The 21391-nt window shown below is 65.6% G+C and carries 14 protein-coding genes; 7 read left to right on the plus strand and 7 right to left on the minus strand.

Translation table 11 applies throughout. From position 1 onward, the window contains the following. Positions 1-25: 25 nt before the first annotated feature. Both ptcA and GS424_RS04680 read left to right on the plus strand, forming a co-directional pair. The gene (gene ptcA / locus GS424_RS04675) at positions 26-1069 is read left to right on the plus strand and encodes a putrescine carbamoyltransferase (protein WP_193666548.1); all 1044 of its coding nucleotides are present in this window, start codon (positions 26-28) and stop codon (positions 1067-1069) included. A gap of 85 nt (positions 1070-1154) precedes the next feature. Continuing rightward, positions 1155-2648 (plus strand): APC family permease, encoded by a 1494-nt coding sequence (locus GS424_RS04680; protein WP_160942889.1) that lies wholly within the window; start codon positions 1155-1157, stop codon positions 2646-2648. 113 nt (positions 2649-2761) lie between these two features. On the opposite strand, the gene GS424_RS04685 is transcribed toward GS424_RS04680, so the two are convergent. Continuing rightward, positions 2762-5533 carry a metallophosphoesterase gene (locus GS424_RS04685; protein WP_160942888.1) on the minus strand — a complete coding sequence of 924 codons (2772 nt, stop codon included), beginning with the start codon at positions 5531-5533 and terminating at the stop codon, positions 2762-2764. Between the two features lie 247 nt (positions 5534-5780). Here GS424_RS04685 and GS424_RS04690 point away from each other — a divergent pair, with 247 nt between their 5' ends. Continuing rightward, on the plus strand, positions 5781-6695 hold the full coding sequence (locus GS424_RS04690) for a diacylglycerol/lipid kinase family protein (RefSeq protein ID WP_154334763.1): 915 nt from the start codon (positions 5781-5783) through the stop codon (positions 6693-6695). A 64-nt stretch (positions 6696-6759) separates the two neighbouring features. On the opposite strand, the gene GS424_RS04695 is transcribed toward GS424_RS04690, so the two are convergent. Next, positions 6760-7935 carry a phosphoglycerate dehydrogenase gene (locus GS424_RS04695; RefSeq protein ID WP_160942887.1) on the minus strand — a complete coding sequence of 392 codons (1176 nt, stop codon included), beginning with the start codon at positions 7933-7935 and terminating at the stop codon, positions 6760-6762. A gap of 197 nt (positions 7936-8132) precedes the next feature. Continuing rightward, positions 8133-8597 carry a bacterioferritin gene (gene bfr, locus GS424_RS04700; protein WP_160942886.1) on the minus strand — a complete coding sequence of 155 codons (465 nt, stop codon included), beginning with the start codon at positions 8595-8597 and terminating at the stop codon, positions 8133-8135. Between the two features lie 239 nt (positions 8598-8836). Between bfr and GS424_RS04705 the strand changes: the two genes are divergently transcribed. The 3 genes from GS424_RS04705 (at position 8837) to GS424_RS04715 (ending at position 14496) form a co-directional block, all read left to right on the plus strand. Further along, positions 8837-9637 carry a YebC/PmpR family DNA-binding transcriptional regulator gene (locus GS424_RS04705; RefSeq protein ID WP_015760310.1) on the plus strand — a complete coding sequence of 267 codons (801 nt, stop codon included), beginning with the start codon at positions 8837-8839 and terminating at the stop codon, positions 9635-9637. An 862-nt stretch (positions 9638-10499) separates the two neighbouring features. Continuing rightward, positions 10500-12425 carry a membrane protein insertase YidC gene (gene yidC, locus GS424_RS04710; protein WP_160942885.1) on the plus strand — a complete coding sequence of 642 codons (1926 nt, stop codon included), beginning with the start codon at positions 10500-10502 and terminating at the stop codon, positions 12423-12425. A gap of 19 nt (positions 12426-12444) precedes the next feature. Further along, positions 12445-14496 (plus strand): sulfatase-like hydrolase/transferase, encoded by a 2052-nt coding sequence (locus GS424_RS04715; RefSeq protein ID WP_244977678.1) that lies wholly within the window; start codon positions 12445-12447, stop codon positions 14494-14496. 60 nt (positions 14497-14556) lie between these two features. Here the strand turns inward: GS424_RS04715 and GS424_RS04720 are convergent, their stop codons facing one another. Beyond that, a complete protein-coding gene (locus GS424_RS04720; protein ID WP_160942883.1) occupies positions 14557-15339 on the minus strand; it encodes a 2Fe-2S iron-sulfur cluster-binding protein in 783 nt (260 codons plus the stop codon). An 18-nt stretch (positions 15340-15357) separates the two neighbouring features. After that, positions 15358-17271: an FAD-dependent oxidoreductase gene (locus GS424_RS04725; protein WP_160942882.1), complete on the minus strand. Its 1914-nt coding sequence runs from the start codon at positions 17269-17271 to the stop codon at positions 15358-15360. Between the two features lie 342 nt (positions 17272-17613). Here GS424_RS04725 and GS424_RS04730 point away from each other — a divergent pair, with 342 nt between their 5' ends. Beyond that, the gene (locus GS424_RS04730; protein ID WP_160942881.1) at positions 17614-18510 is read left to right on the plus strand and encodes a MarR family winged helix-turn-helix transcriptional regulator; all 897 of its coding nucleotides are present in this window, start codon (positions 17614-17616) and stop codon (positions 18508-18510) included. Positions 18511-18561: 51 nt separating this feature from the next. On the opposite strand, the gene GS424_RS04735 is transcribed toward GS424_RS04730, so the two are convergent. Together GS424_RS04735 and GS424_RS04740 are read right to left on the minus strand one after the other, a co-directional pair. After that, a complete protein-coding gene (locus tag GS424_RS04735; protein ID WP_160942880.1) occupies positions 18562-20394 on the minus strand; it encodes an FAD-binding protein in 1833 nt (610 codons plus the stop codon). Between the two features lie 158 nt (positions 20395-20552). Then, on the minus strand, positions 20553-21197 hold the full coding sequence (locus GS424_RS04740) for a TetR/AcrR family transcriptional regulator (protein WP_015760312.1): 645 nt from the start codon (positions 21195-21197) through the stop codon (positions 20553-20555). Positions 21198-21391 lie beyond the last annotated feature (194 nt).

Raw genomic sequence — 21391 nt, forward strand, 5'->3', positions numbered from 1 at the left:
CGCACGCTCTCATGAAGGAGGAACCATGGCAGTGAAGGACTACATCGACACCAACGACTTCACCAAGGAAGAGCTGCTCGACATGATCGAGCTGGCGCGGTCCATGAAGACCATGATCGAGGAGGGCGGCCGCTACCCGCAGGTGCTCAAGGACCAGACGCTCGGCATGATCTTCCAGCAGGTGTCCACCCGCACCCGCATCTCCTTCGAGACGGCCATGACCGACCTGGGCGGCCACGCGCAGTTCTTCGGCCCGGGCACCATCCAGCTCGGCGGCCACGAGACCCTCGAGGACACCGCGCGCGTCATGGGCTCCCTCGTCGACATCCTGATGGCCCGCGTGAACCGCCACCCCGACGTCGTGGGCCTCGCCGCGAACTCGGCCGCGCCCGTCATCAACGGCATGTCCGACTACAACCACCCCACGCAGGAGCTCGGCGACCTCATGACCATGATCGAGAACCTGCCCGAGGGCAAGTCCATCGAGGACTGCAAGCTCGCCTTCGTCGGCGACGCCACCCAGGTGTGCGTGTCGCTCATGTTCATCGCCTCGAAGATGGGCATGGACTTCGTGCACTTCGGCCCGAAGGGCCACCAGGTGACCGACGGCGGCCTCGTCGTCGACAAGACCGTCGACATCATGGCGATCGCCGAGGAGAACTGCGAGGCGTCCGGCGGCACGGTGACCGTCTCCGACGACGTCGAGAGCATCGAGGGCGCCGACTTCGTCTACACCGACGTGTGGTACGGCCTCTACGACGAGGAGGAGGGCGGCGCGAGCTACATGGACGTCTTCTACCCCAAGTACCAGGTGACGATGGACATGATGGACTTCGCCGGCCCGAACTCCAAGTTCATGCACTGCCTGCCGGCCACCCGCGGCGAGGAGGTGACCGACGAGGTCATGGACCATCCCGAGCGGTCCTTGTGCTGGGTGGAGGCCGAGAACCGCAAGCACTCCATCCGCGCGATCCTCGCCTACCTCTGCCCCAAGACGAAGGAGGACGCCGCCGTCGCCGACGCGGCCGAGGCCCGCATGAACGCGGTGCTGGGGAAGATCGGCAAGTAGGTTCCGGATGTCCCCCAGGGGGCGCCTCCCCTGGGGGACATCCGCTACGCCAACATGGAACCCACTCTGTAAAGGGGATGGTCTGATGGCCAAGAAAAAGAAATTCCGCATGATCGACGCGATCCTCACGGTGATCTGCGTCGTGTTCGTCGCCGAGGCGGCCGCGCCTGCCGCCGCCATCGGCAACTCCCAGTTCTTCTGGTGGATCTTCCTCATCATCGCGTTCCTCATGCCGTACGGCCTCATCGTGTGCGAGCTGGGAACCACGTACGCCGACGACGAGGGCGGCATCGCCGACTGGGTGCGCCGCGCGTTCGGCGACAAGTGGGGCAGCCGCGTGAGCTGGTACTACTGGATCAACTTCCCGCTGTGGATGGCGTCGCTCGCCTTCCTGTTCCCCGAGACCATCGCGCTGATGACCGGTTTCGAGCTCGATCTGATCCCGACGCTCGCCATCGAGCTGGCCTTCGTGTGGATCGTCGTGTTCATGAGCTTCTCGAAGGTGTCCGATTCCGGCTGGATCCTCAACCTGTCCGCCGTGCTGAAAGTGCTCATCGCGGTGTCGGTGGGCGGCCTCGGCATCTACTACGCCGTGACGAACGGCTTCGCCAGCGACATGTCGCCGGCCACGTTCCTGCCGTCGATGGACGCGAGCAGCCTGACGTATTTGTCCATCATCCTGTTCAACTTCATGGGCTTCGAGGCCATCGCCGTGTTCGCCAACGACATGGAGAACCCGAAGAAGCAGATTCCCACGGCCATCATCGCCGGTGGCATCGCCATCGCGGCCATCTACCTGTTCAGCTCGTTCGGCATCGGCGCGGCCATCCCGTCCAACGAGGTGTCGCTCGACTCGGGCATCATGGACGCCGTGGCCATCATGGCCGGCAACGGCAGCCTGCTGTTCATCGCCATCGGCGTCGTCTTCCTGGTCACGCTGTTCGGCAACATGATCAGCTGGTCGTTCGGCGTGAACTACGTGGCGGCCCACGCGGCCGACAAGAAGAACATGCCCGGCGTGTTCGCGCGGCTCAACAAGAAGGGCGTGCCCACCGGCGCGGCGCTCGTGAACGGCGTCATCGCGAGCGCGCTCGTGCTCGTGTCGCCCATCATGTCGGCCGTCGGCCTGGACGGGTTCTTCTGGATCTTCTTCTCGATGAACATCGTGTTCCTGCTGATCTGCTACATGCCGATGTTCCCGGCGTTCCTCAAGCTGCGCTCGGTGGACCCCGATCGCACGCGCATCTTCCGCATGCCCGGCGGCAAGGCCGCTGCGACGGTGGCGTGCTGGGTACCCGTCGTGCTGCTCATCCTGTCGATGATCGCCACCATCGTGCCGCTCAACGGCTCGGAGGAGGAGCTGTCGAAGATCCCCATGCTGGTCGGCGTGCTGGCGTTCGCGGTGATCGGCGAGATCGTGCGCGTGGTGTCGGCGCGCAAGCGCACGGAGGAGTACCGCGGCATGGCCCTCGACGGCGACCCCGAGGAGTGGGACGCGGCGCACGGCTCCCTCGACCCGGCAGTGGAAGCGGGGCTGGAGGAAGTGGCCGAGCGCGACTTGGAATTCGAGCGCGGGTAGCAGCCCTCCCATGACGCGGGGATCGGCGTGCGACCGGCGCGCGACCGGCGCGGCGAGAGACGCACGAGCCCGTGCGCTTTCGCCGCGCCATGGCGGGTGGCGTCAGGCGCCGCCTACTCCTCCTCGGTCAGCTCGCCTTTGATGAGACTGCGGGCCACGCAGATGGCGGCTCCGGCGGTGGCGGCGACGCCGGCGACGATGCCACCGAAGGCGACGGGGTCGCCCGTTTGAGCCAGCTTCTTCGCCTGCGGCGTCGTCGAGGACGTTACCACCTCGGGCGCGAAGGCGTCGGGAGCAGGGGAGGGCTCCGGCGCAGGATCGGGCGTCGGCTCGGGTTCGGGATCGGGCTCCGGCGTCGGGTCGGGCGTCGGCTCCGGGTCGGGCGAGGGATCGGGCTCCGGGTCGGGGTCGGGCTTCGCGATGGCGGCGGCCACGGCCAGCTCGAACGCGGGCCGCTGCGCGTAGCCGGCGGCGTACGCCACCGTGTGCACGCCTTCGACGGCGGGCGTGAAGCGGTAGGCGGCGACCCCCTCGGCCTCCGTCCTGACGACGTCCACCGCCGCCCCGTCGGGACCGACGACCGACGGGATGCCCTGCAGCTCCCGCCCGTTCGCGTCGGCGAACGGCAGCGGGGGGATGGCGTAGACCTCGCCTGCGGTGGCCGTCCCGATGGCGTCGGCGCTCGGGGGCGCGACCGGCGCCGCAACGGGCGCCGCCGCCACGTACAGCTCGGCGGCCTGCGTCGCCGTCGCCACGCCGGGCGTCAGCTTCGCGAACGCCACCTTGCCGGTCATGGGCTTCTCCATCTCGCCGTCCGAGTTGACGTCGGCGCCCACGAACCAGCGCGTGGCGGCGGCGGTGGGGGCGGGGATCGACCCCGTGTTCTCCAGCGTCGAGACGAGCTCGCCGTTCAGGTAGTAGCTCATGACGGTGCCGTCGTAGGTGGCCAGCACGTGCGTCCAGGCGTTCAGCGGCACGGTGGCCTCGGTGCAGCGGTAGCCCGATCCCGTGTTGACGTAGTGCTGCAGCTGGGGCGCGTAGTAGCTGAGGTCCTGGCCGGCGCCTTGCGCGCTGGAGAACAGGTCGAAGTAGCCGCTCGGCGGGTTCGCCGTGAACTGGAACAGCACCTCGATCGTCTCGGCCTGCGCGATGGCCGCGTAGTCATCGGCGGTGAAGTCGTATCCTACGGCCGACGACCCGTCGAACACGGCCACGGGCACGCCGAACGTGTCGCTCTCGTAGGTCAGCGCGCCGGTGGGCACGGCGTGGTGCGGCGTCGGCGCGGCATCCGCGTGGCCGCCTGTGGAGAAGTCCACGGACAGCAGCGGGTCGCCCAGGGCCGGCGTGATCCGGGCCGCCGTGCGGAACGCCGCCTCGCCGACGAGCGTTTCCTTCCCGAACGGGTTAGCGGCGAACACGCGCAGCACGTACGCCGTGTCCTCGGCCAGCGCCGCGCCGAACAGCGGACGCTCGAACACCTCGGCGCGGTTCGCCTCGGCCTTGTAGTAGTCGGACATGAAGCGCGCGTCGTAGACCGCCGCGTCGGGCGACCCTTCCTCGCTCACCTCCGCCCGGTACGCGATGACGATGTCGTCCTCGAGCCCCGAGGGGTCGGGCACCACCCGGGAAGCCGTCACGCTGAAGGACGCGCCGCTCGCCGTGACGGACTCCTCGGGCACCGTCACCGCGGCGCCGTCCTGCACGAGGGGCGGCTTGCTGCGCGCGGCCATGCCGGCGTGCGTGTAGCGGAACCCGGCCGCGCCCTTCGACGGCTCGATGACCCACGGCGCTCCGAGGGCGCATCCGCTGCGGAAGTCCAGGCGGTGCACCGACACGGCGTGCGTCGCCGGATCGATTTCCACGAGCTCGCACTGGTTCGCGTCCCAGCCGGCGTTCGGGTGGCCGCCCGTGCTGCCCCCTTCGTCGTGCCCGTCGTTCTCCATCCAGAAGTTGTTGGCGAACGTGGCGGTTTGGATGAGCGTGAACCCGTCGTCCTGGTAGATGGAGCGCGGGTCGGCCAGGGGGATGTGCGTATGGCCCGAGAAGTGGATGATCTGCGGATACTGCTGGCACAGGGAGCGGTAGAACGCGCCGGACTGCGCCGTGTTGGCGTTCTCGTCGAACTGGCCGTCCCAGCTGTTCGAGCCCGAGTACCACACGGTGTTCGGGAAGGGGTGGTGCGTGAACAGGAAGATGGGCTTGGCGGGGTCTTCCGCCGCCGCAGTTGCGCAGTGCTCGAGTATCCAGTCGCGCTTCGCCCCGTACCAGCTGTTGTCGTAGCCGCCCGGCTCGGGCGCGACCGCCAGCACGTGGTAGCCGCCCACGGTGAAGTCGGCGTCCACCTGGCCTTCGTTCGCCCCGCCCGGGATCTGGAACGAGCCTGCCACGGCCAGCTCCGAGGCGAGGAACGCCTTGAACGCGTCCTGGGCGCGCTGCTGGTCGCCGCCCCAGTTGTAGTACTCGTGGTTGCCCATGACGATGCCCACCGGCTTGCGCGCGTTCGCGTTCAGCAGCTGCGCGAGCTCGACGTACTGGTCGGGATGGCCGGTGTCGGCCGAGTCGCCCACGAAGAAGTGCGCGTCGACGTCGGGAGCGAGGGCGTAGATGGCCGAGAACGCGGCGGGGATCTTGTCGCGGTAGTCGTTGCTCTGGCTTGCGCCGACGTGGGTGTCGCTGTGCACGGTAAAGCGGATCTTGTCGCCGGAGAGGCTCGGCCAATGCGGGCTCTCGGGTTGCGTGAACGCGGCTGCGGCCTGCTGCTCGGGGAAGACGAGCATCCCTCCTGCGGCCGACACGCCGGCGACGGCGGCCAGCTTGAGAAACGTGCGGCGCGACACGCCGAACGTGCCGCGGTCGAAAGCTGACGCGAGCTGTTGGGGGTCCATGGTTTCCTTTCGATCGACGATGTGACGCGTTCAATCGTAGGCGAGCGACGTAAGATCCCTGCAAGAAGCACGTCGCGCGCAGGAAAGGATTGGGTAAGGATTCCGCCTTCTCTCGGTGCTCGGCCCCCTCCGGAGCCCGCTGCGCCCTGGAGGGTCCCGCGCCCTTTCCTCCCGGGTTCCTTCGCCTATAATAGGCACCATCGCGGGCGCGCTGGCGGCTCGCCGTTCCAACGTCGAAAGGACGCCCATGCCGGTATCCGAGGGAACCACCCTGCTCATCGCGAATCCCGCCGCGCAGAACGGCAACGGGGCCGCCGCGGCGGAGCGCGCCGTTGCCCTGCTGCGCGCGCAGCTGGGGGAGGACGCGGTCGTGCTCGTCCGCACGGCGGGGCCGCGGCACGCTTCCGAGATCGCCGAGCGGGCCGAAGGCTGCGCGACGGTGATCGCGCTCGGCGGCGACGGCGTCATCCACGAGGTGGCGAGCGGCCTCATGCGGCGTCCGGAAGCGCAGCGGCCGACGCTCGGGGTGATCCCCGTGGGGTCGGGCAACGACTACGCGCGCACGCTCGGCATCTCCGGCAAGGTGGACGAGGCGTGCGCCCAGCTGCTGACGGCGCACGCGCACCCGGCGGACGTGGGAAGCGTCAACGGCTGCTGGTTCGTGGAGACGCTCTCGTTCGGTCTCGACGCCGCCATCGCCCTCGACACGATGGAGCGCCGCGTGCGCACGGGCCGCACGGGCACCATCCTCTACATGGAAAGCGGCGTCGACCAGCTGCTCCATCATCTCGACCTGCGACGCTACCGCGTGTCGTTCGACGGGGGCGAGCCGGTGGAGGCCCGGTCCATCACGTTCGCCGTGCAGATCGGGCCCTACTATGGCGGCGGCTTCAAGATCTGCCCCGACGCGCGCATCGACGACGGCCTGCTCGACGTGTGCATCGCGCACCCGCCCGTCAGCGCCGCCCGCGCCCTCTACATCTTCCTGCGCGCCAAGGACGGCAAGCACGTCCGCTTCAAGCAGGTGGAGCTGCGCCAGTGCCGCACCCTGCGCGTCGAGTTCGACGAGGCCCCGCCCGCCCAGATGGACGGCGAGCTCATCGAAGGCCGCGCCTTCGACATCGCCGTCGTCCCCCACGCCCTGAACGTCCTCGTGCCGTAGGGAAACCGCCGGAGCGTCTCGAAGGGTCCTTCCTGCGTCGGGGCTTCGTCGGCGTGCGACGCCGCTACTTCACCACGCGGACGCGGCGGACGCCCTCGATGGCGTTCAGACGGTCGATGGCGTCGTCGGGGTGCCCCGGGGTGCCGGCGTCGAGGTCGAGCATCGTGTAGGCGTTGTCGCCGCGTGCCTTGTTCACCATGTTCTCGATGTTCACGCCGGCGTCGCCGAACACGTTCGTGATGCGGGCGATGGCGTTCGGCACGTTCGCGTGCAGCACGGCCACGCGGCGCAGGCCGTCGGGCACGGGGCCCATGTCGCAGGCGGGGTAGTTCACGGAGTTCGCGATATTGCCGTTCTCCAGGTAGTCCATGAGCTCGCGCACGGCCATCATGGCGCAGTTGTCCTCGGCCTCGGCGGTGGAGGCACCCAGGTGGGGCAGCACGATGGCGCGATCCATCCGCATGACCTCGGGCGTGGCGAAGTCGGTGATGTAGGCGTGCACCTTGCCGGAGGCCAGCGCGGCGGCCATGGCCTCGTTGTTCACGAGCGTGTCGCGCGAGAAGTTCAGGAACACGGCCCCGTCCTTCATGAGCGAGCAGGCGCGCTCGTCGATCATGCCGATGGTGCCGTCCATGGCCGGCACGTGGATGGTCATGTAGTCGCAGGTGCGGAAGATGTCGTCGAGGTTCGTCACGTGATGGACGGCGCTCGAGATGCGCCACGCGGCGCCCACCGACACGTACGGATCGTAACCGTACACGTCCATGCCCAGGTCGATAGCGATGTTGGCCACTTCGGCCCCGATGGCGCCCAGGCCGATGACGCCCAGCTTCTTGCCCTTCACCTCGCGTCCGGCGAACGCCTTCTTCGCCTTCTCGGCCGCCTTCGCGATGTTCTCGTCGTCGGCGTTGTGCCGGCACCAGGCGATGCCGCCGGCGATGTCGCGGCTGCCCAGCATGAGGCCGCACACCACGATCTCCTTCACGGCGTTCGCGTTCGCGCCGGGGGTGTTGAACACCACGATGCCCTCCTCGGCGCAGCGGTCGAGCGGGATGTTGTTCACGCCGGCGCCGGCGCGGGCGATGGCCAGCAGGCTAGCGGGGAACGCGGTGTCGTGCAGCGCGGCGCTGCGCACCAGAACGCCCTCGGCCTGGTCGAGGGCGTCGATGAGCTCGTAGTCGTCGGTGAAGAGATCGGTGCCGTACGCCGAGATGTTGTTGAGGCAGTGGATGTTGCGCATGAGGTCTCCTTCGAGGATGGCGGGCGGCTCCGTTGAAGCGCGGCTCGTCGCCGTTGCTTGCTGCATCCTCCTATAGTGCTCAGGCCGCAACCCGTTGTCAACCACCGTTCAGCCGGTGCGCGCTTTATCTCGGTAAAGCGCGCACCGGCTGCGCCCTCGCGCCGCGCATGGTCGCTCGCGGCGCGAGGGCGGAAACGCTAGTTCTGCGTGGACAGGAAGATCTGCAGCGACATCTGCTCGATCTGGTCCTGCAGGTCCTCCAGCTCGTCGACGTGGCGATCCTCGTCCTTGAGGATGGCTTGCAGCACCTCGCGCGTGGCGTAGTCCAGCACGTCGCCGGCCAGCACGATGGCGTCGTTGTAGTCCTTCACCGTCTGCACTTCCATCGCGTGGTCGTTGTCCACCTGCTCAGGCACAGCGGACCCGATGCTGAACTGGTCGAGCTTGGACACGATGGGCGTGCCCTCGAGGAACAGGATGCGCTCGATGAGGCGCTCGGCGTGATGCATCTCGGTGATGGAGCGCTTCTTGAAGCTCTCGCTCAAGCGATCGTAGCCCCAATCCTCGCACATCTCCGCATGCACCATGTACTGGCTGATGGCGGTCAATTCGCCAGCAAGCAGATAGTTCAGCTTATCGATAAGTTCCGGGTTTCCCTTCATGGCAGTGCTCCTTCCGTATGGCACGTTGTTTCGGAGGATCAGCCCTTGAGAGATCCTCGACGTCGGTCATTGTACGGTCGATGAGCTGGCCTGTTCGCTTCCTTACCAATCCGCAGCCGTCCTGTGACTATCCCGAAACCTGCGTCCTGCGTTTTTGAAGACCGTGCGAAGGGCGACCGGGGGATTTGACTGATGTGCTAGAATACTCGGCTGGTATTGCTATGGTGGAAGGGACGCATATGTCTGGGCATTCAAAGTGGGCTACAACGAAACATCGCAAGGCGGCGCAGGACGCGAAGCGCTCGGCCTTGTTCTCCAAGCTGTCGCGCAACATCACGGTGGCGGCGAAAGAGGGCGGCGACCCGAATCCCGACAACAACGCATCGCTTGCGGCCGCCATCGAGAAGGCCAAGGGCTACTCCCTGCCGAAAGATAAGATCAAGGTCGCCATCGACAAGGCCTTCGGTTCCGGCAAGGACGCCGCGAACTACGAGACCGTCGTGTACGAGGGCTACGGCCCGGCCGGCATCGCCGTGCTGTGCGAGGCGCTGACCGACAACCGCAACCGCACCGCCGCCGACGTGCGCGCGGCCTTCAGCCATGCGGGCGGCAACCTGGGCACGTCCGGCTCCGTCGCGTTCCAGTTCGAGCGCAAGGGCCAGATCATGGTTCCCAAAGAGGTCGAGACCGGCGACAAGAAGAATCCCGTGAAGCCGAACGGCGCCGCGGCCGACGAGGAGGAGTTCATGCTCGCCGTCGCCGAGGCGGGCGGCGACGACTACGAGGACGCCGATGACGAGTGGATCGTCTACACGTCCCCGAGCGACCTCATGGCCGTGAAGAAGGCGCTCGAGGCAGCCGACGTCGTCACGAAGGGCGCCGAGATGACCATGATGCCCACCACGCCCGCGACGGTGAGCGTCTCCGACGCGAAGAAGGTCATGCGCCTCATCGACCGCCTCGAGGAGCTCGAAGACCTCCAGAACGTCTACCACGTGATGGACATCACCGACGAAATCGCCGAAGCCCTGGACGAGTAGCGGGTTCGGAACAGAAACGCAGAACGCAAAACCGCTGCAAGCTCGCTGCTTGCGGCGGTTTTTTGCGTTCCTTGCGAACGAATGTTCCGACTCCCTATTCGGCGCATGATGCCCGGCGGGCCGCCCGCCTCGACGGGGCACCGCCGCGCCGGCCGCGTCCCGGCCGCGCCGCTTCGGGCTCTCTTGCGTGCGGGAAAATCGGGCTTTTGGCAACTCGGCCCCCGGTTCCCCGCTGCGAAGAACTCTCGACCTGGGGTTTCTCCGCCCGAGACCGCGACGGCGGCGTCCCGCGACGGCGAAGCAGGGGAAAGATTGCCAAAACCCCGATTTTTCCGCACATGGGGAGGCGGGAACGCGACGGCGCATACGCTTCCGGCCGACGCCTCGACCGGGAGCGGGGCCGCGTAACCCGGTCGGGCGTTACGCGCCGAATAGGGGATCGGAACGAATGGTTCACGTGAACCGTTCGTTCCTATTCTTTCTTTAGCGCAGAACCGCGCAGGGTCGAGGCGCCTCGGGGCATCGCTCGGTCTTCGACGTTTTGGACGCAAATCGGCAGCCATGGCAAAATCGAGGGCCTCGGATCGCCTTTGCCGGCGGCGCTGCGAAATGCCACCTGGCCCTTTCCCGTCTCGGGTAGGAAGCTGGAACGGAATCCGCTTGGGAAATTGTCACAGGTCCCGATTCGCGCCCAGGCGACCGGCGACGCGCGTTGCGAAGCTGCCGTGTCCCCTGCGGCGTTGCCCTTGTGTATAATAGCTGGTTGCTTGCTTGATTCATCGATCGACGACCGCCCGCACCGTTCGGCGTGCTGGCGCTGCGCTCCGCGTTTTTGCGCGAAGGGGACAGGGGAAGAACAAACATGTTGGAAGCGCTTGCGCATCTTTTCTCGTACATCGTGCAGCCATGCTACGATCTGACGGGAAACTGGTGGATGGCCATTTTGCTGTTCACCGTCATCATCAAGATCATCCTGATGCCGCTGTCGCTCTGGTGCCAGTGGAACAGCATCGTCATGGTCAAGATCATGCCCGAACTCAATCGCATCAAGGTGAAGTACTTCGGCGACGCCGAGGCCATCGGCGAGAAGCAGACCGTGCTGAACAAGAAGCACCATTACCATCCGCTGCTCTCGCTCATACCGCTGGCGGTGCAGATCATCGTCCTGTTCGGATTGGTGGAAGTGATTCACGGCATCACCGACCACGGCGCTCCGGGAACCGAGTTCTTGGGCATGGTGCCGGTGGAAGACGGAGGGCTTTCGTGGATCATGCCGCTTTTGGCGGGTTTGTCCGCGGTGGTGATGGGCTTCGCCCAGAACAGGATCAACCCTCTGCAGCGTGAGCAGTCCAAGATGGAGAAGAACACCACCAACGGGCTTTCCATCGTCCTGTCGCTCGTTCTGGGCGTGTACGTGGCGGCCGGCATGGCCTTCTACTGGATATGCTCGAACCTGATGGCCATCATCGTGCAGGCGCTGTGCAACCTGATCATCAAGCCCTCGAAGTACATCGACTACGACGAGCTTGCCGCAAGCCGCGTCGAGCTTGACGAGCTCAACGCCTACACGGCGAGGAAGACGCCCTGGTACAAGCGCGATCCTCTGGCGAAGCGCGAAAAGGAAGACTACAAGCGCTTCATGAGCGTGGTAGGCAAGCACATCGTGTTCTACTCCGAGCGCAGCGGGTTCTACAAGTATTTCCAGGGTGCGATCGAGTGGCTGCTATCGAACTCGGACGTGAACATCCATTACGTCACGAGCGACCCCAACGACCAGGTTTTCGAGCTGCAAAAGAGCAAACCCCGTCTCGTTCCGTACTACATCGGCGACAAGCGCCTGATCACGCTCATGATGAAGCTCGAATGCGACGTGGCCGTGATGACGCTCGACGATCTGGAGAACTTCTACATCAAGCGCTCCTACATCCGCAAAGACGTCGAATACGTATACCTGTTCCACCATATGACGTCCACCCATCTGGTTTCCTCTCGGGAAGCGCTCGACCACTACGACACCGTTTTGTGCGTCGGCCCCCATCAGAAGGAAGAACTCGAGCGGGCAGAAGAGGTGCGAGGCCTTCCGGCGCGCAACCTCGTGGAATGCGGATACGACCTGCTCGATAGGCAGATTGCCGCTTATGCCTTGCGCGAGGCACCCCAAGCCCAGCGCCCCGTCATCCTCGTTGCCCCATCGTGGCAGGAGGACTGCCTGCTCGACTTGTGCGCAGACGAAGTCATCGAGCCTTTGCTGGGACGCGGGTACAGCGTGATCGTGCGCCCGCACCCCGAATACACCAAACGCTACCATGCGCGATGGGAATCGCTGCAGCAGCGTTACGCATCGTGGTCGCGTGACGATATCTACTTCGAGCAGGACTTTACCACGTCGGATTCGATTTACGATGCCGACGTGCTGGTCACCGACTGGTCCTCGATCGCCTGCGAGTTCTCGTTCACCACTATGAAGCCCTCCGTTTTCGTGGATACGCCCATGAAGGTGAGCAATCCTGATTGGGAGGAACTCGGCATCGAGCCGACCGACCTGACCATCCGCAACCAGATCGGCACATCGTTGGCCGTGGAAGAGTTGGCCCGGTTGGGCGACGTCGTGGACGACATGATTTCCCATACCGAAGCGTGGCGGGACCGTATCGAGGAGGTGCGCTCGCGCATGATCTACCATAGGGGGCGCGGCGGCGAGGTCGCTGGCGCCTATCTGCTCGGCCGCATGCTCGCGAAGCAGGATGGCAGCGTCGAGGCCTCCGAGGCGGTGCACCATGGCGAATAGGGAAGCAAAGCGCATTCTCGTGCGCGGCGGCCTGGTCGTAGCGGACGGGATGTTTCCGGCTCTGATCGCCGGTGTTCTGGTGCTCGGGTTCGCCCCGCCGGCCTACGCCTACGTCGATCCTTCCGTCATGACCTACACCATACAGGCGCTGGCGGGCGTCGCGGTGGCGCTTTCCGCCGTGCTCGGCGTGGTTTGGCGCCGCGTGCGCAAGCATCTGCTCCGGATACTCCGCATCGACGAGAACGAGGGGAAGCATGTCGAGGGCGCGGTTCATGCGCTCGACGGCGACGCGCCCGGATATCGGGATCGTCTCGAACGCGCGGATGTGGAAGCGCGGAGGATGAAGACCGAGCTGAAATCGAATAGGCCCGAAAAGCTGTGCTGGGGCACGCGTTTTCTGTTCGCGTTGGCGGCAGCGCTCATGCTGTTCTACACGCTCGTGGTGGTGGGTCCGCTCGAAATCGTCGCAAGCAGCGTGGGCAGCCTGCTCTTTACGGCGGCGGACGTCTGGGTCCCCTTCGCCGTCGTCGCGCTTCTGGGCTCCATCGCGCTCGCTTTGGCGCTCTCTCTGTTGCGAGGGAAGGCGTTCAACGTGTGCTTTGCGATCATTGCAGCCGTGGGCGTTGCGGCCTATATTCAAGCGATGTTCTTGAACACCTCGCTTCCTGCCGCCGATGGAACGCAGGTCGTCTGGGAAGACTACACGGCCGTTACGGTGGCGAGCGCCGCCGTATGGGTCGCTTTGATCGCGCTCGCCGTGTTCCTGTCGCTGAAGAAGTCGCTGACGTTCAAAGGCGTCGCCGCGACGCTGTGCATGGTGGGCATCGTTGCTCAATCGGTTAGCCTGGGCCTTCTTCTCACCACGCCGTCTGAAAACGGGCTGACTCCCGTCGACGCGAGGCCGTCCGTAACCACAGACGGCGTTTCGGAGGTCTCTGCACAGAACAACATCATCATGTTCGTGCTCGATACGTTCGACACGAAATACCTGGAGGAGGCGGTAGCGGCCGATCCGGGTTGCTTCGACGAGTTCACCGGGTTCACCTGGTTCGAGAATTCGACCGGATCGATGATCCCCACGCGCTACGCCATGGCCTCGATGTTGACGGGCCGAACCCTCGAGACGGAGGACGAGACCTTCTCCACGTCGCTGATCATCGACTGGTACACGCAGCAGGGCTTGATCGACGACATTAACGCGCAGGGATACGAGACGTACCTGTACGCCACCGACATCCACGATGCGATCGGCGCGCTCTCCGAGAAGGTGCAGAATGTCAGGCAGCCTGAGCGTGAGATCGATTACCTGTCGTCGGTTGCGATGTTGGTGAAATGTTCGCTGTACCGTGATCTTCCTTGGGTGCTGAAGCCGCCGTTCTGGTTCTACACCGACCAGGTGAACAATGCTGCGCTGGGCGGCAACGCTGAAAACTCGATGGACTCGTTGTGGACCATGGACGATGCGAAATACTATGCGATGCTCGAAGAGCAAGGTTTGAGCACGACGGATGGCGGGGAGGAAGGGAGCTTCCGTCTCATCCACCTGGCCGGCACCCACGCGCCGTTCACGCTGAATCGCGACGTCGAGGTCGTCGAGGGCGGTACCGACGTCGTCGAACAAGGTCTCGGCTCCCTCCATATCGTGAGCGAGTACTTGAAGGAGCTCAAGGAGCTCGGCGTGTACGACGACGCCACCATCGTGGTGACCGCAGACCATGGCGAATGGTATCTGGCTGACGAGATAACCGGGCCGACGAGCCCTATGCTGCTCGTGAAGCCTTCGACGGAAACGGGAGGATCCGACGAACCCATCAAGTCCTCTTCGGTGCCGACAGGCCATATCGACCTTGCGGCGACGCTGCTCGAAGCCGCCGGGGGCGACAGTTCCTCGTACGCGGGCATGAACGTGTTCGATGTCCCCGATGCCGAGCGTCCCCGCTACTACAACGCCACCTCGGTCGTAGGTCCCGAGCACGAGTACACCTTCATCAAGCAATGGGAGATAACCGGCGACGCGCTCGACTGGCAGAATTGGCGCGAAACCGGAGTCAAGTGGCCCATCGACGATTGATCGACGAGGAACCCCGCGGGTGCCAAGCTCGCGGGGTTCCTCGTCGTCGGTGCCTGGCAGCTACAGCAGCGGGTAGGACGGGGTCGCCGCTTCCTTTCCGTCGATCAAGCCGCGCGCGACGGCGTCGTCGAGCAGCTTCCGGTTGACGGCCTCGATGTCGATGTGCGCCGGGCACACGCTCGTGCAGTTCCCGCAGTGCATGCACTGGCTCACGCCCGAGAACACCGCTTGCGACAGGCGGTCGGACTGGTCCTCGGTGTCCAGGTAGCGGGCTGCGATCTGCATCATGGCGCCAGGGCCGATGAACGAATCCCAGCGGTTCATGTCGTTGAGCGCGGTGCACACGGTGTAGCACGACATGCACTCCCGGCAGCGGTTGAAGCGCTTGAGCGACACCGCGTCGTCGCTGCCGTCCGCCTTGCCCCACCATACGTCCGCATCGAGCGCGCGCACCTCGTCCATGGGCCGGTACGTCTTGATCGACAGGTCGGACTGCACAAAGCGGTCGTAGGCTCGGGCGTTGTCCACCATGAGGTCCTTGACGATGGGGAAGCCGGCGAGCGGCTCCACCCGGTATGATTTTCCGGGTTCGACGCGCGCCCAGCACGCCAGCTTGGGCACGCCGTCGACGGCGACGCCGCAGCGGCCGCACCCTCCCCAGCGGCAGTTATAGTCGTACGTGATCGGCTCGACGTTGCGATGGATGTAGTGCAGCGCCTTGAGCACGGTCCACACCTCGTTCGCCGCCGCGTCGTCCACCGGCACCTCGTAGGCGACGACGTAGGGTTCCGCGTCGGTCGACGGATCGAACCTTTGAACGTTCAACGTGATCGGTTCAGCCATGGTTTCTGCTCCTTTCGCCTAAATGGTCGCATCCAGGTCGATGTCCATCAGCATGCTCTTGACGTCGTCGGCCTTGATACGGCTCGCGTTGACCTCTTCCGTGCCCAGCGTCCACGATCCGTCGCGATACGAGCACGTGATGTTCTTGAACCAGTTGTCGTTGTCGATCTTGGGATAGTCCGAGCGGTAGAACCACGGGCGCGTCTCTTTGCGCAGGTCCGAAGCCAGCGCGATGGCCTCGCCGCACATCAGCACGTGCTCGGCCTCGATGGCGTTCTTCCACTCGATGTTCATCGTGCGGCTGGAGGAGGCGCAGTACATGGCGGGCAGGCCTTCGCCGCGAAGCTTCGCGTAGCCGTCGATGGCCGTTTTGATCCCGTCGGCGTCGCGCGGGTAGCGCAAGCTCGCCGAGTTGTCGCGGATGCTCTCCAGCAAGGTGGCGGCGCGGATGCCGTTCGACGGCTGCTCCTTGGTCAGATGCCCGTACACGCCGTCGAGCACCTGCTTCACCTCCGTCATGTCGAACGCGGGCAGCGCGATCTCGTCCGCTGCCGCGGCCGCCGCCGCTCCGGCCACCCAGCCCTGGCCGAACGCCTGGCTCTGCCCGTAGTAGGTGAGGCCCTGCATGGCGCTGTACAGCCCGGGGATGTCGGTTTCCATCGTGGCGCTTTGGCGCACGTGCCCGCACGAGGTGATGCAGGCCTGCTGGCATTCCTCCGCTTTCGCGTAGGAATAGCCCACTTCGGGCACGTCGTCGAAGAAGCCGTGCATCATGCCGTAGGGATACATCGGATGGTCGCGGTCGATGCCGGTGCAATCCATGTAGATGGACTCGCCGCCCATGATCTGCTGCATGGTGAGCAGCTCGAACGTGACGAACCCGGCTGCGGGGTTCGCTTCGTGCTCCGCGCTGGTGAAGTAGTCGGTGCAGTACTTGTCGCCCTGGGAGTTCTGCGCGCGGTCCCACACCGACGAGTTCAGCGTGAGGATGCCCGCATGCTCGTTCACGGCTCCCGCCATGCTGTAGGGCTTGATCACCGTGTAGTCGAACGTGGTCATCTCCATGTCCCAGAGCGGCACGCCGCGCTTGGCCAAGACGGCGTGGCCGTCGCCGGTGTCCTCGGGCCCCATGATGGAGGGCTTCATCGCCCACGAATTGACGCCGGTCGCCAGGATGGTCTCCTTGGCGCGGAACACGTGGGCCGCGCCGGTCTTCAGGTCGATGGCCACGATCCCCGCGCAATGGCCGTCTCCGTCCTGCATGATGTCCACCATCATGGTGTAGTCGTACACGTCGGCGCCCATGCGATGCAGCATCTGGGCGAAGCGGCGCACCTTGTTCCCGAACGTATCGGACATGGGCGTTTCGGACGACCACGTGCCGAACAGGCTGCCGTCGGGGTTGCGCTGCTGCACGCATCCCGACTTCTCGACCGTCACCATGGGCGCGCCTTCGCGCAGGCCCTGCGTGAACGCCCAGGCCCAATCCTGGTCGCACAGGCCGAAGAAGTCGGCGACGATGGTTTCGAAGAAGCCCTGTCCTCCGTCGGCGGCCAGCTCGGGCGAGATGAAATCGGCACCCCAGTTCTGGCCCGACGTTCCCGAGTGCCCGAAGCGCCCCTTGTCCACGATGGCGAGCGTCTTGCCCGCCTGGATGACGCGCCGGGCAGCCGTGCATCCGGCGAGGCCCCCGCCGACCACCACCACGTCCGTCTCGTGGACGATCACCGGGTAGCCGCCGGCATCGTCCGCTATCGTCTGGCGCTCCGTCGCTCCGCTCGCGCCGTTTTCCGTGGGGGAGCAGCCCGTCAAGCCGGCGAACATCCCGGCGATGGTCAGGCCTCCGGCGACGACGCCGGCCCCTTTCAGGAAATCGCGTCTGCTTGGTGCGAACGCCCCCTCGTCCCGGGGGATCCCTTCTCCCTGCTTCATCCCTGCTCCTCTCATCGAACACCTCGCTCCTTTGGGGAGCCTCGAACCGCGAGGGGGGCGGACGGCATTTCGCCCTCTGCGCCCTCCTTGCGGTTTCCGCCATAGTAGTATCAATAAATCAACTTGTCAATCAATCAAGTAAATATGGGTGGGTTGGGTGCGGAATCGCACGGGTTGCGCTCTTTCCCGGGGCGATGACATGAGAGGCTCCCGTTGCAACGGTGCGCGGGAACGTAAGAGATTTGACGCACGCGTGAAGACGGTCGCGCGAACGGTCGAAACGCGCCGCGCATCTGCCATAATGCGCGATATGCAATATCTTCTCATGCGCAAGGAGCATCTTTGAGCGTCACGCCGATATTCTCCCATCAATTCCTGCAAGTGCTCGCGGCCACCAACGGGACCATCCAAAAGGTCGTCTCCCAGGCTGGCGGCGTGGCGGTGACCGACTACTGCATCTTGCAGGAGCTGATCGTCGCAGCGCGCCCCATGGGCCTGTCCGAGTTCAAATCGTTCCTGCTGCTGCGCAGGAACACGGTTTCGGCTGCGGTCAGCAGGTTGGAGGAGCGGGGTCTGGTGTCGAAATGCGCCGACGAGCGCGATTCCCGCAAGGCGACGATCTGCCTGACGGTCGACGGGCGGAATCTGGCCGACGGCATTTCGCACGCCATCCGCGATGCCCTGCTCGATGCGTTTTGGAAGGTCTCGGCCGATGAACGCGTCAATTGGGGCATGATGGTCGACTCGCGCGTGTTCGTCGAAAACGGCTTGGGCATCCAGGAAGGCGCGCCGTCCCTCGATGACGAGAGCCTGGTCATCCCCGCATGGATCATGGCGTTGCACTATATCGACCAGCTGTGGACCACCACGCTCGCGTCGAGCGTGCACCTGTCGCTCAGCGAGTTCCGCACGCTCGACCTGCTCGCCGAAGAGGGCGCGCCGCTCAGGCAGGGCGACATCGCCAGCAGGCTGCGCATCGAGACGAGCGCCCTTTCGCGCATCGTCCGATCGCTGCGCATGCGCGAACTGGTCCAGGCGCGGCGATCGGACGACGATAAGCGGTCGTTCATCGTCGAGATCACTCCGGAAGGGGGAGCTGTTTCAACGCGGGGCCGCGATCTGCTCGTGCAGGCGACGGATCGCTACTACGTCTCCCTGACCGAGCAGGAGAGGGATCGGCTGCGCGATTGGCACCGGAGGATGTACGCGAACTTCGAAGCGGTCGGGCTCTACGCCTGACCGCTTCGCCGTTGTGTTCGGGCCGGGGGCGGGTGCTTCCGGCCCTTTCGCTTATCTCTCGTGCTCGATCAGCTTCTTGGCGGCGATGTAGCCGGTGATCAGCGAGCTGCCGACGCCGCCGAAGTACGTGCCGCCGTTGCCGGCGAGGCAGCCGTAGTTGCCCTCGCCGTCCATGCCGCCCATGGTGGAGAAGCCCGCATACAGGCCGGGGATCGTCCTGCCGTCCTCGTCGGTAACCTGCAACAGATCGTTCACGCGCAGGCCGCACAGCGTCTTGCCGATCTGGCCGCCCACGATGGCCGCGTAGTAGGGCGGCGTGTCGATGGGGCTCAGCCAGCTCGGGTCGTAGGGGAAGGCCAGCTCGTCGTCGAAGCCCTGCGCGCACAGGGCGTTGTAGTCCTCGACGGCCCGCTTGACCACGGCGGGATCGAGCAGCAGCATCTCGGCCAGCTCCTCGATGGTGTCGGCCTTCTTGACGGCGCCGCGCTCGACGGCCGCCTCCACCTCGCCGATCCAGTCGGCGGACACGAGCCCCTTGTTCTCGGGCAGCCGGTCGGGGTCGGCGAGCGGGATGCGGCACTTGTCCTTGACGCTGTCGGGGGTGACGCTCTTCTTGAATATCTCCTCGGGGAACTTCGCGTCGCAGATGTTGTACACGTGGTGCCCTACGGCCGACATCCAGGCGCTCGTGGTGGACAGGTCGCCCATGCCGCCTATCAGGCAGGTGTTGTACGTGTCGATCTGCACGTTCTGGGCGTGGTAGGGCTGGCGATGGCCGTACTTGTCGATGACGAGCCACGGGTTGTGGAACAGCTGGCGCTCGCCGTGCCAGAAGTAGTGCCAGAACTGGCCGTCCCCGCCGGCGATGCTCTCGTCGATGCCGCCTTCCCAGCAGCACCACGAGTCGAAGCCGGAGAAGTCGGCGCCTACGCCCAGCCCCATGCGGAACACCTCTCCGGTGTGGAAGGGCATCGGGCCGCCCTGCACGGCACCCTCGTACGCGCTGGGGATGTACGCCCTGATGAGATCCTTGTTCATGCCGATGCCGCCCGCGGTGAGGATCAACCCCTTCCTTGCCTTGAGATAGTGCTCGGCGCCGTCTTCGTCGGTGGCGACGATGCCGGTCACGCGCTGCCCGTCGAACACGAACCGGGCCGCCGCCGTCTGCACGCGGATGTCGGCCCCGCCCGCCTTCGCGCGCTTCTCGAGCGCGTTCATGAGGTTGTCCTGAGCCAGCACGTTGTAGAACGCGCCCCCGCCGCCCTCGCGGCTGGCGTCGTTCCATGCGGCGCCGGTGCACACGAGGTTGCAGCCCTCCGTCGACGTGATCCACTCGTCGGCCTCCACGTGGTTGTCGATGAGCGTGCGCAGCAGCTTCTCGTCGATGGAGTAGTTCGCGCTCGATTCCGCGTCGCGGATGGCCGCATCGTCGTCGCCGCGGTACACGCCTGGGAACCCGAGTGCGTTCTGGGCCTCGGTGCCGCCGAGGATGTCGACGTAGCCGGCCGCGTGGCGGCTCGCGCCTCCCACGGTGGCCTCCTTGTCGATGGCGATGACCTCGAGCCCCTGTTCGGCCAGATAGCCCGCTGCGGCCAGCCCTCCGCCGCCCAGGCCCACGACGATCACGTCGGCTTCGTCGTCGTAGCGCTCGGGCGCCTCGGCGGGGAGGATGGGTGCCGCGTCCGGCAGGTCGGCGCCGATGATGCCGCGATCGAGCAGGCGCTGCGTGACCGCGGGAACGTCGCCCGTCGCGGCCGCCTCCTGCGCGTCGCCGCCGGACGGCGCGCATCCGGCGAGCGCCGCCCCGGTCGCCGCTGCGGCCCCGACGATGCCGACGCCTTTGAGGAAGCTCCTCCGTGAGAACGTGCGATCGGTTGTTTCCATGATGCCCCTCCGTTTCCCTGGATTGGAATCCCCTCGGATTCTCGTTCCATGATCGGGCGGAGCACGCGCATCCTCAAGAAACGAACGGGGCGCTCGTTTCCAACGTGGGACGGCGAAGGGGCGCCCGTCCCAGCAGGGGACGCGCGCGGCGGGGCGTTTCAGGCCTGCGTCTCCTCGGGCGCGTGCCTCAGCATCGACACGACGAACCTGCTGAGGTCGAAATCGCCGTCGTCGGCGTGGTCGACGGGGTCGTCCAGCAGCTTGCGCAGCCGCGGAGGGTAGCAGCTGGCAAACAGCTCGGCCAGCTCGGCGGGCGATTTGTCGATGGTGCCGCGAATCCAGTCCTCGGAAACGTCGAGGCCCGCCGCGGTCACCCATTCGATCTGGAACGCCAGCGCCTCGTCGACGCTCGTGCCGTGGCGCGTCTCCAGCGTCTCGCGGATGAGGGCGACCACGTGGCGGCGCTCCTCCTCGTCGCACACCAGCATCTCGGACGTTTTCTTCGCGGCGTTGAACAGATCCTTGAACAGCGCGAATATCTCAAGTGTGATGGCGATGCCCTCCTGGCAGGTCAGCGAGCGCCCCATCTTGCCGACACCCTCCTCGAGCGGGAACCGCAGGCACCAGGGGGCGATGTCGTACTTGCTGTGGAACGCGCGGTAGAAGCCGGAGCGAGACACGCCGGCCGTCTCGCAGATCTCGTCGACGGCGATCTCGTCCAAGCTCGTCTTCTTGCAGAGCTCGTTGGCGGTCGTCGCGATGAAGAACCGCTTCGCTATGATGGAGAACGTATCGTTGGGCATCGTCGCCTCCCCTTCGGCCGGGCGTCTGCCCGTAGTGTACCAGCTCGAAGAGGGCGCATGGAGCGTCGCGATGCGAACGCATGGGTAACGGCCTCTGACGAGGCTGTGAAAAAGCGCGCCTTCCAAGGGTTGACTCCCGGGCTTTGTGCTAGGATGTCAACGAACAAACGTTTGCAACCGAAACGCGCCCGCCG

The organism is Eggerthella guodeyinii, assembly GCF_009834925.2.
Taxonomy (GTDB): Bacteria; Actinomycetota; Coriobacteriia; order Coriobacteriales; family Eggerthellaceae; genus Eggerthella; species Eggerthella guodeyinii.

Excerpts from the sequence above, each read along its gene's own strand:
- ptcA (WP_193666548.1), top strand. The coding sequence starts at position 26 with ATGGCAGTGAAGGACTACATCGACACCAACGACTTCACCAAGGAAGAG.
- GS424_RS04680 (WP_160942889.1), top strand. The coding sequence starts at position 1,155 with ATGGCCAAGAAAAAGAAATTCCGCATGATCGACGCGATCCTCACGGTG.
- GS424_RS04685 (WP_160942888.1), bottom strand. The coding sequence starts at position 5,533 with ATGGACCCCCAACAGCTCGCGTCAGCTTTCGACCGCGGCACGTTCGGC.
- GS424_RS04690 (WP_154334763.1), top strand. The coding sequence starts at position 5,781 with ATGCCGGTATCCGAGGGAACCACCCTGCTCATCGCGAATCCCGCCGCG.
- GS424_RS04695 (WP_160942887.1), bottom strand. The coding sequence starts at position 7,935 with ATGCGCAACATCCACTGCCTCAACAACATCTCGGCGTACGGCACCGAT.
- bfr (WP_160942886.1), bottom strand. The coding sequence starts at position 8,597 with ATGAAGGGAAACCCGGAACTTATCGATAAGCTGAACTATCTGCTTGCT.
- GS424_RS04705 (WP_015760310.1), top strand. The coding sequence starts at position 8,837 with ATGTCTGGGCATTCAAAGTGGGCTACAACGAAACATCGCAAGGCGGCG.
- yidC (WP_160942885.1), top strand. The coding sequence starts at position 10,500 with ATGTTGGAAGCGCTTGCGCATCTTTTCTCGTACATCGTGCAGCCATGC.
- GS424_RS04720 (WP_160942883.1), bottom strand. The coding sequence starts at position 15,339 with ATGGCTGAACCGATCACGTTGAACGTTCAAAGGTTCGATCCGTCGACC.
- GS424_RS04725 (WP_160942882.1), bottom strand. The coding sequence starts at position 17,271 with ATGAAGCAGGGAGAAGGGATCCCCCGGGACGAGGGGGCGTTCGCACCA.
- GS424_RS04735 (WP_160942880.1), bottom strand. The coding sequence starts at position 20,394 with ATGGAAACAACCGATCGCACGTTCTCACGGAGGAGCTTCCTCAAAGGC.
- GS424_RS04740 (WP_015760312.1), bottom strand. The coding sequence starts at position 21,197 with ATGCCCAACGATACGTTCTCCATCATAGCGAAGCGGTTCTTCATCGCG.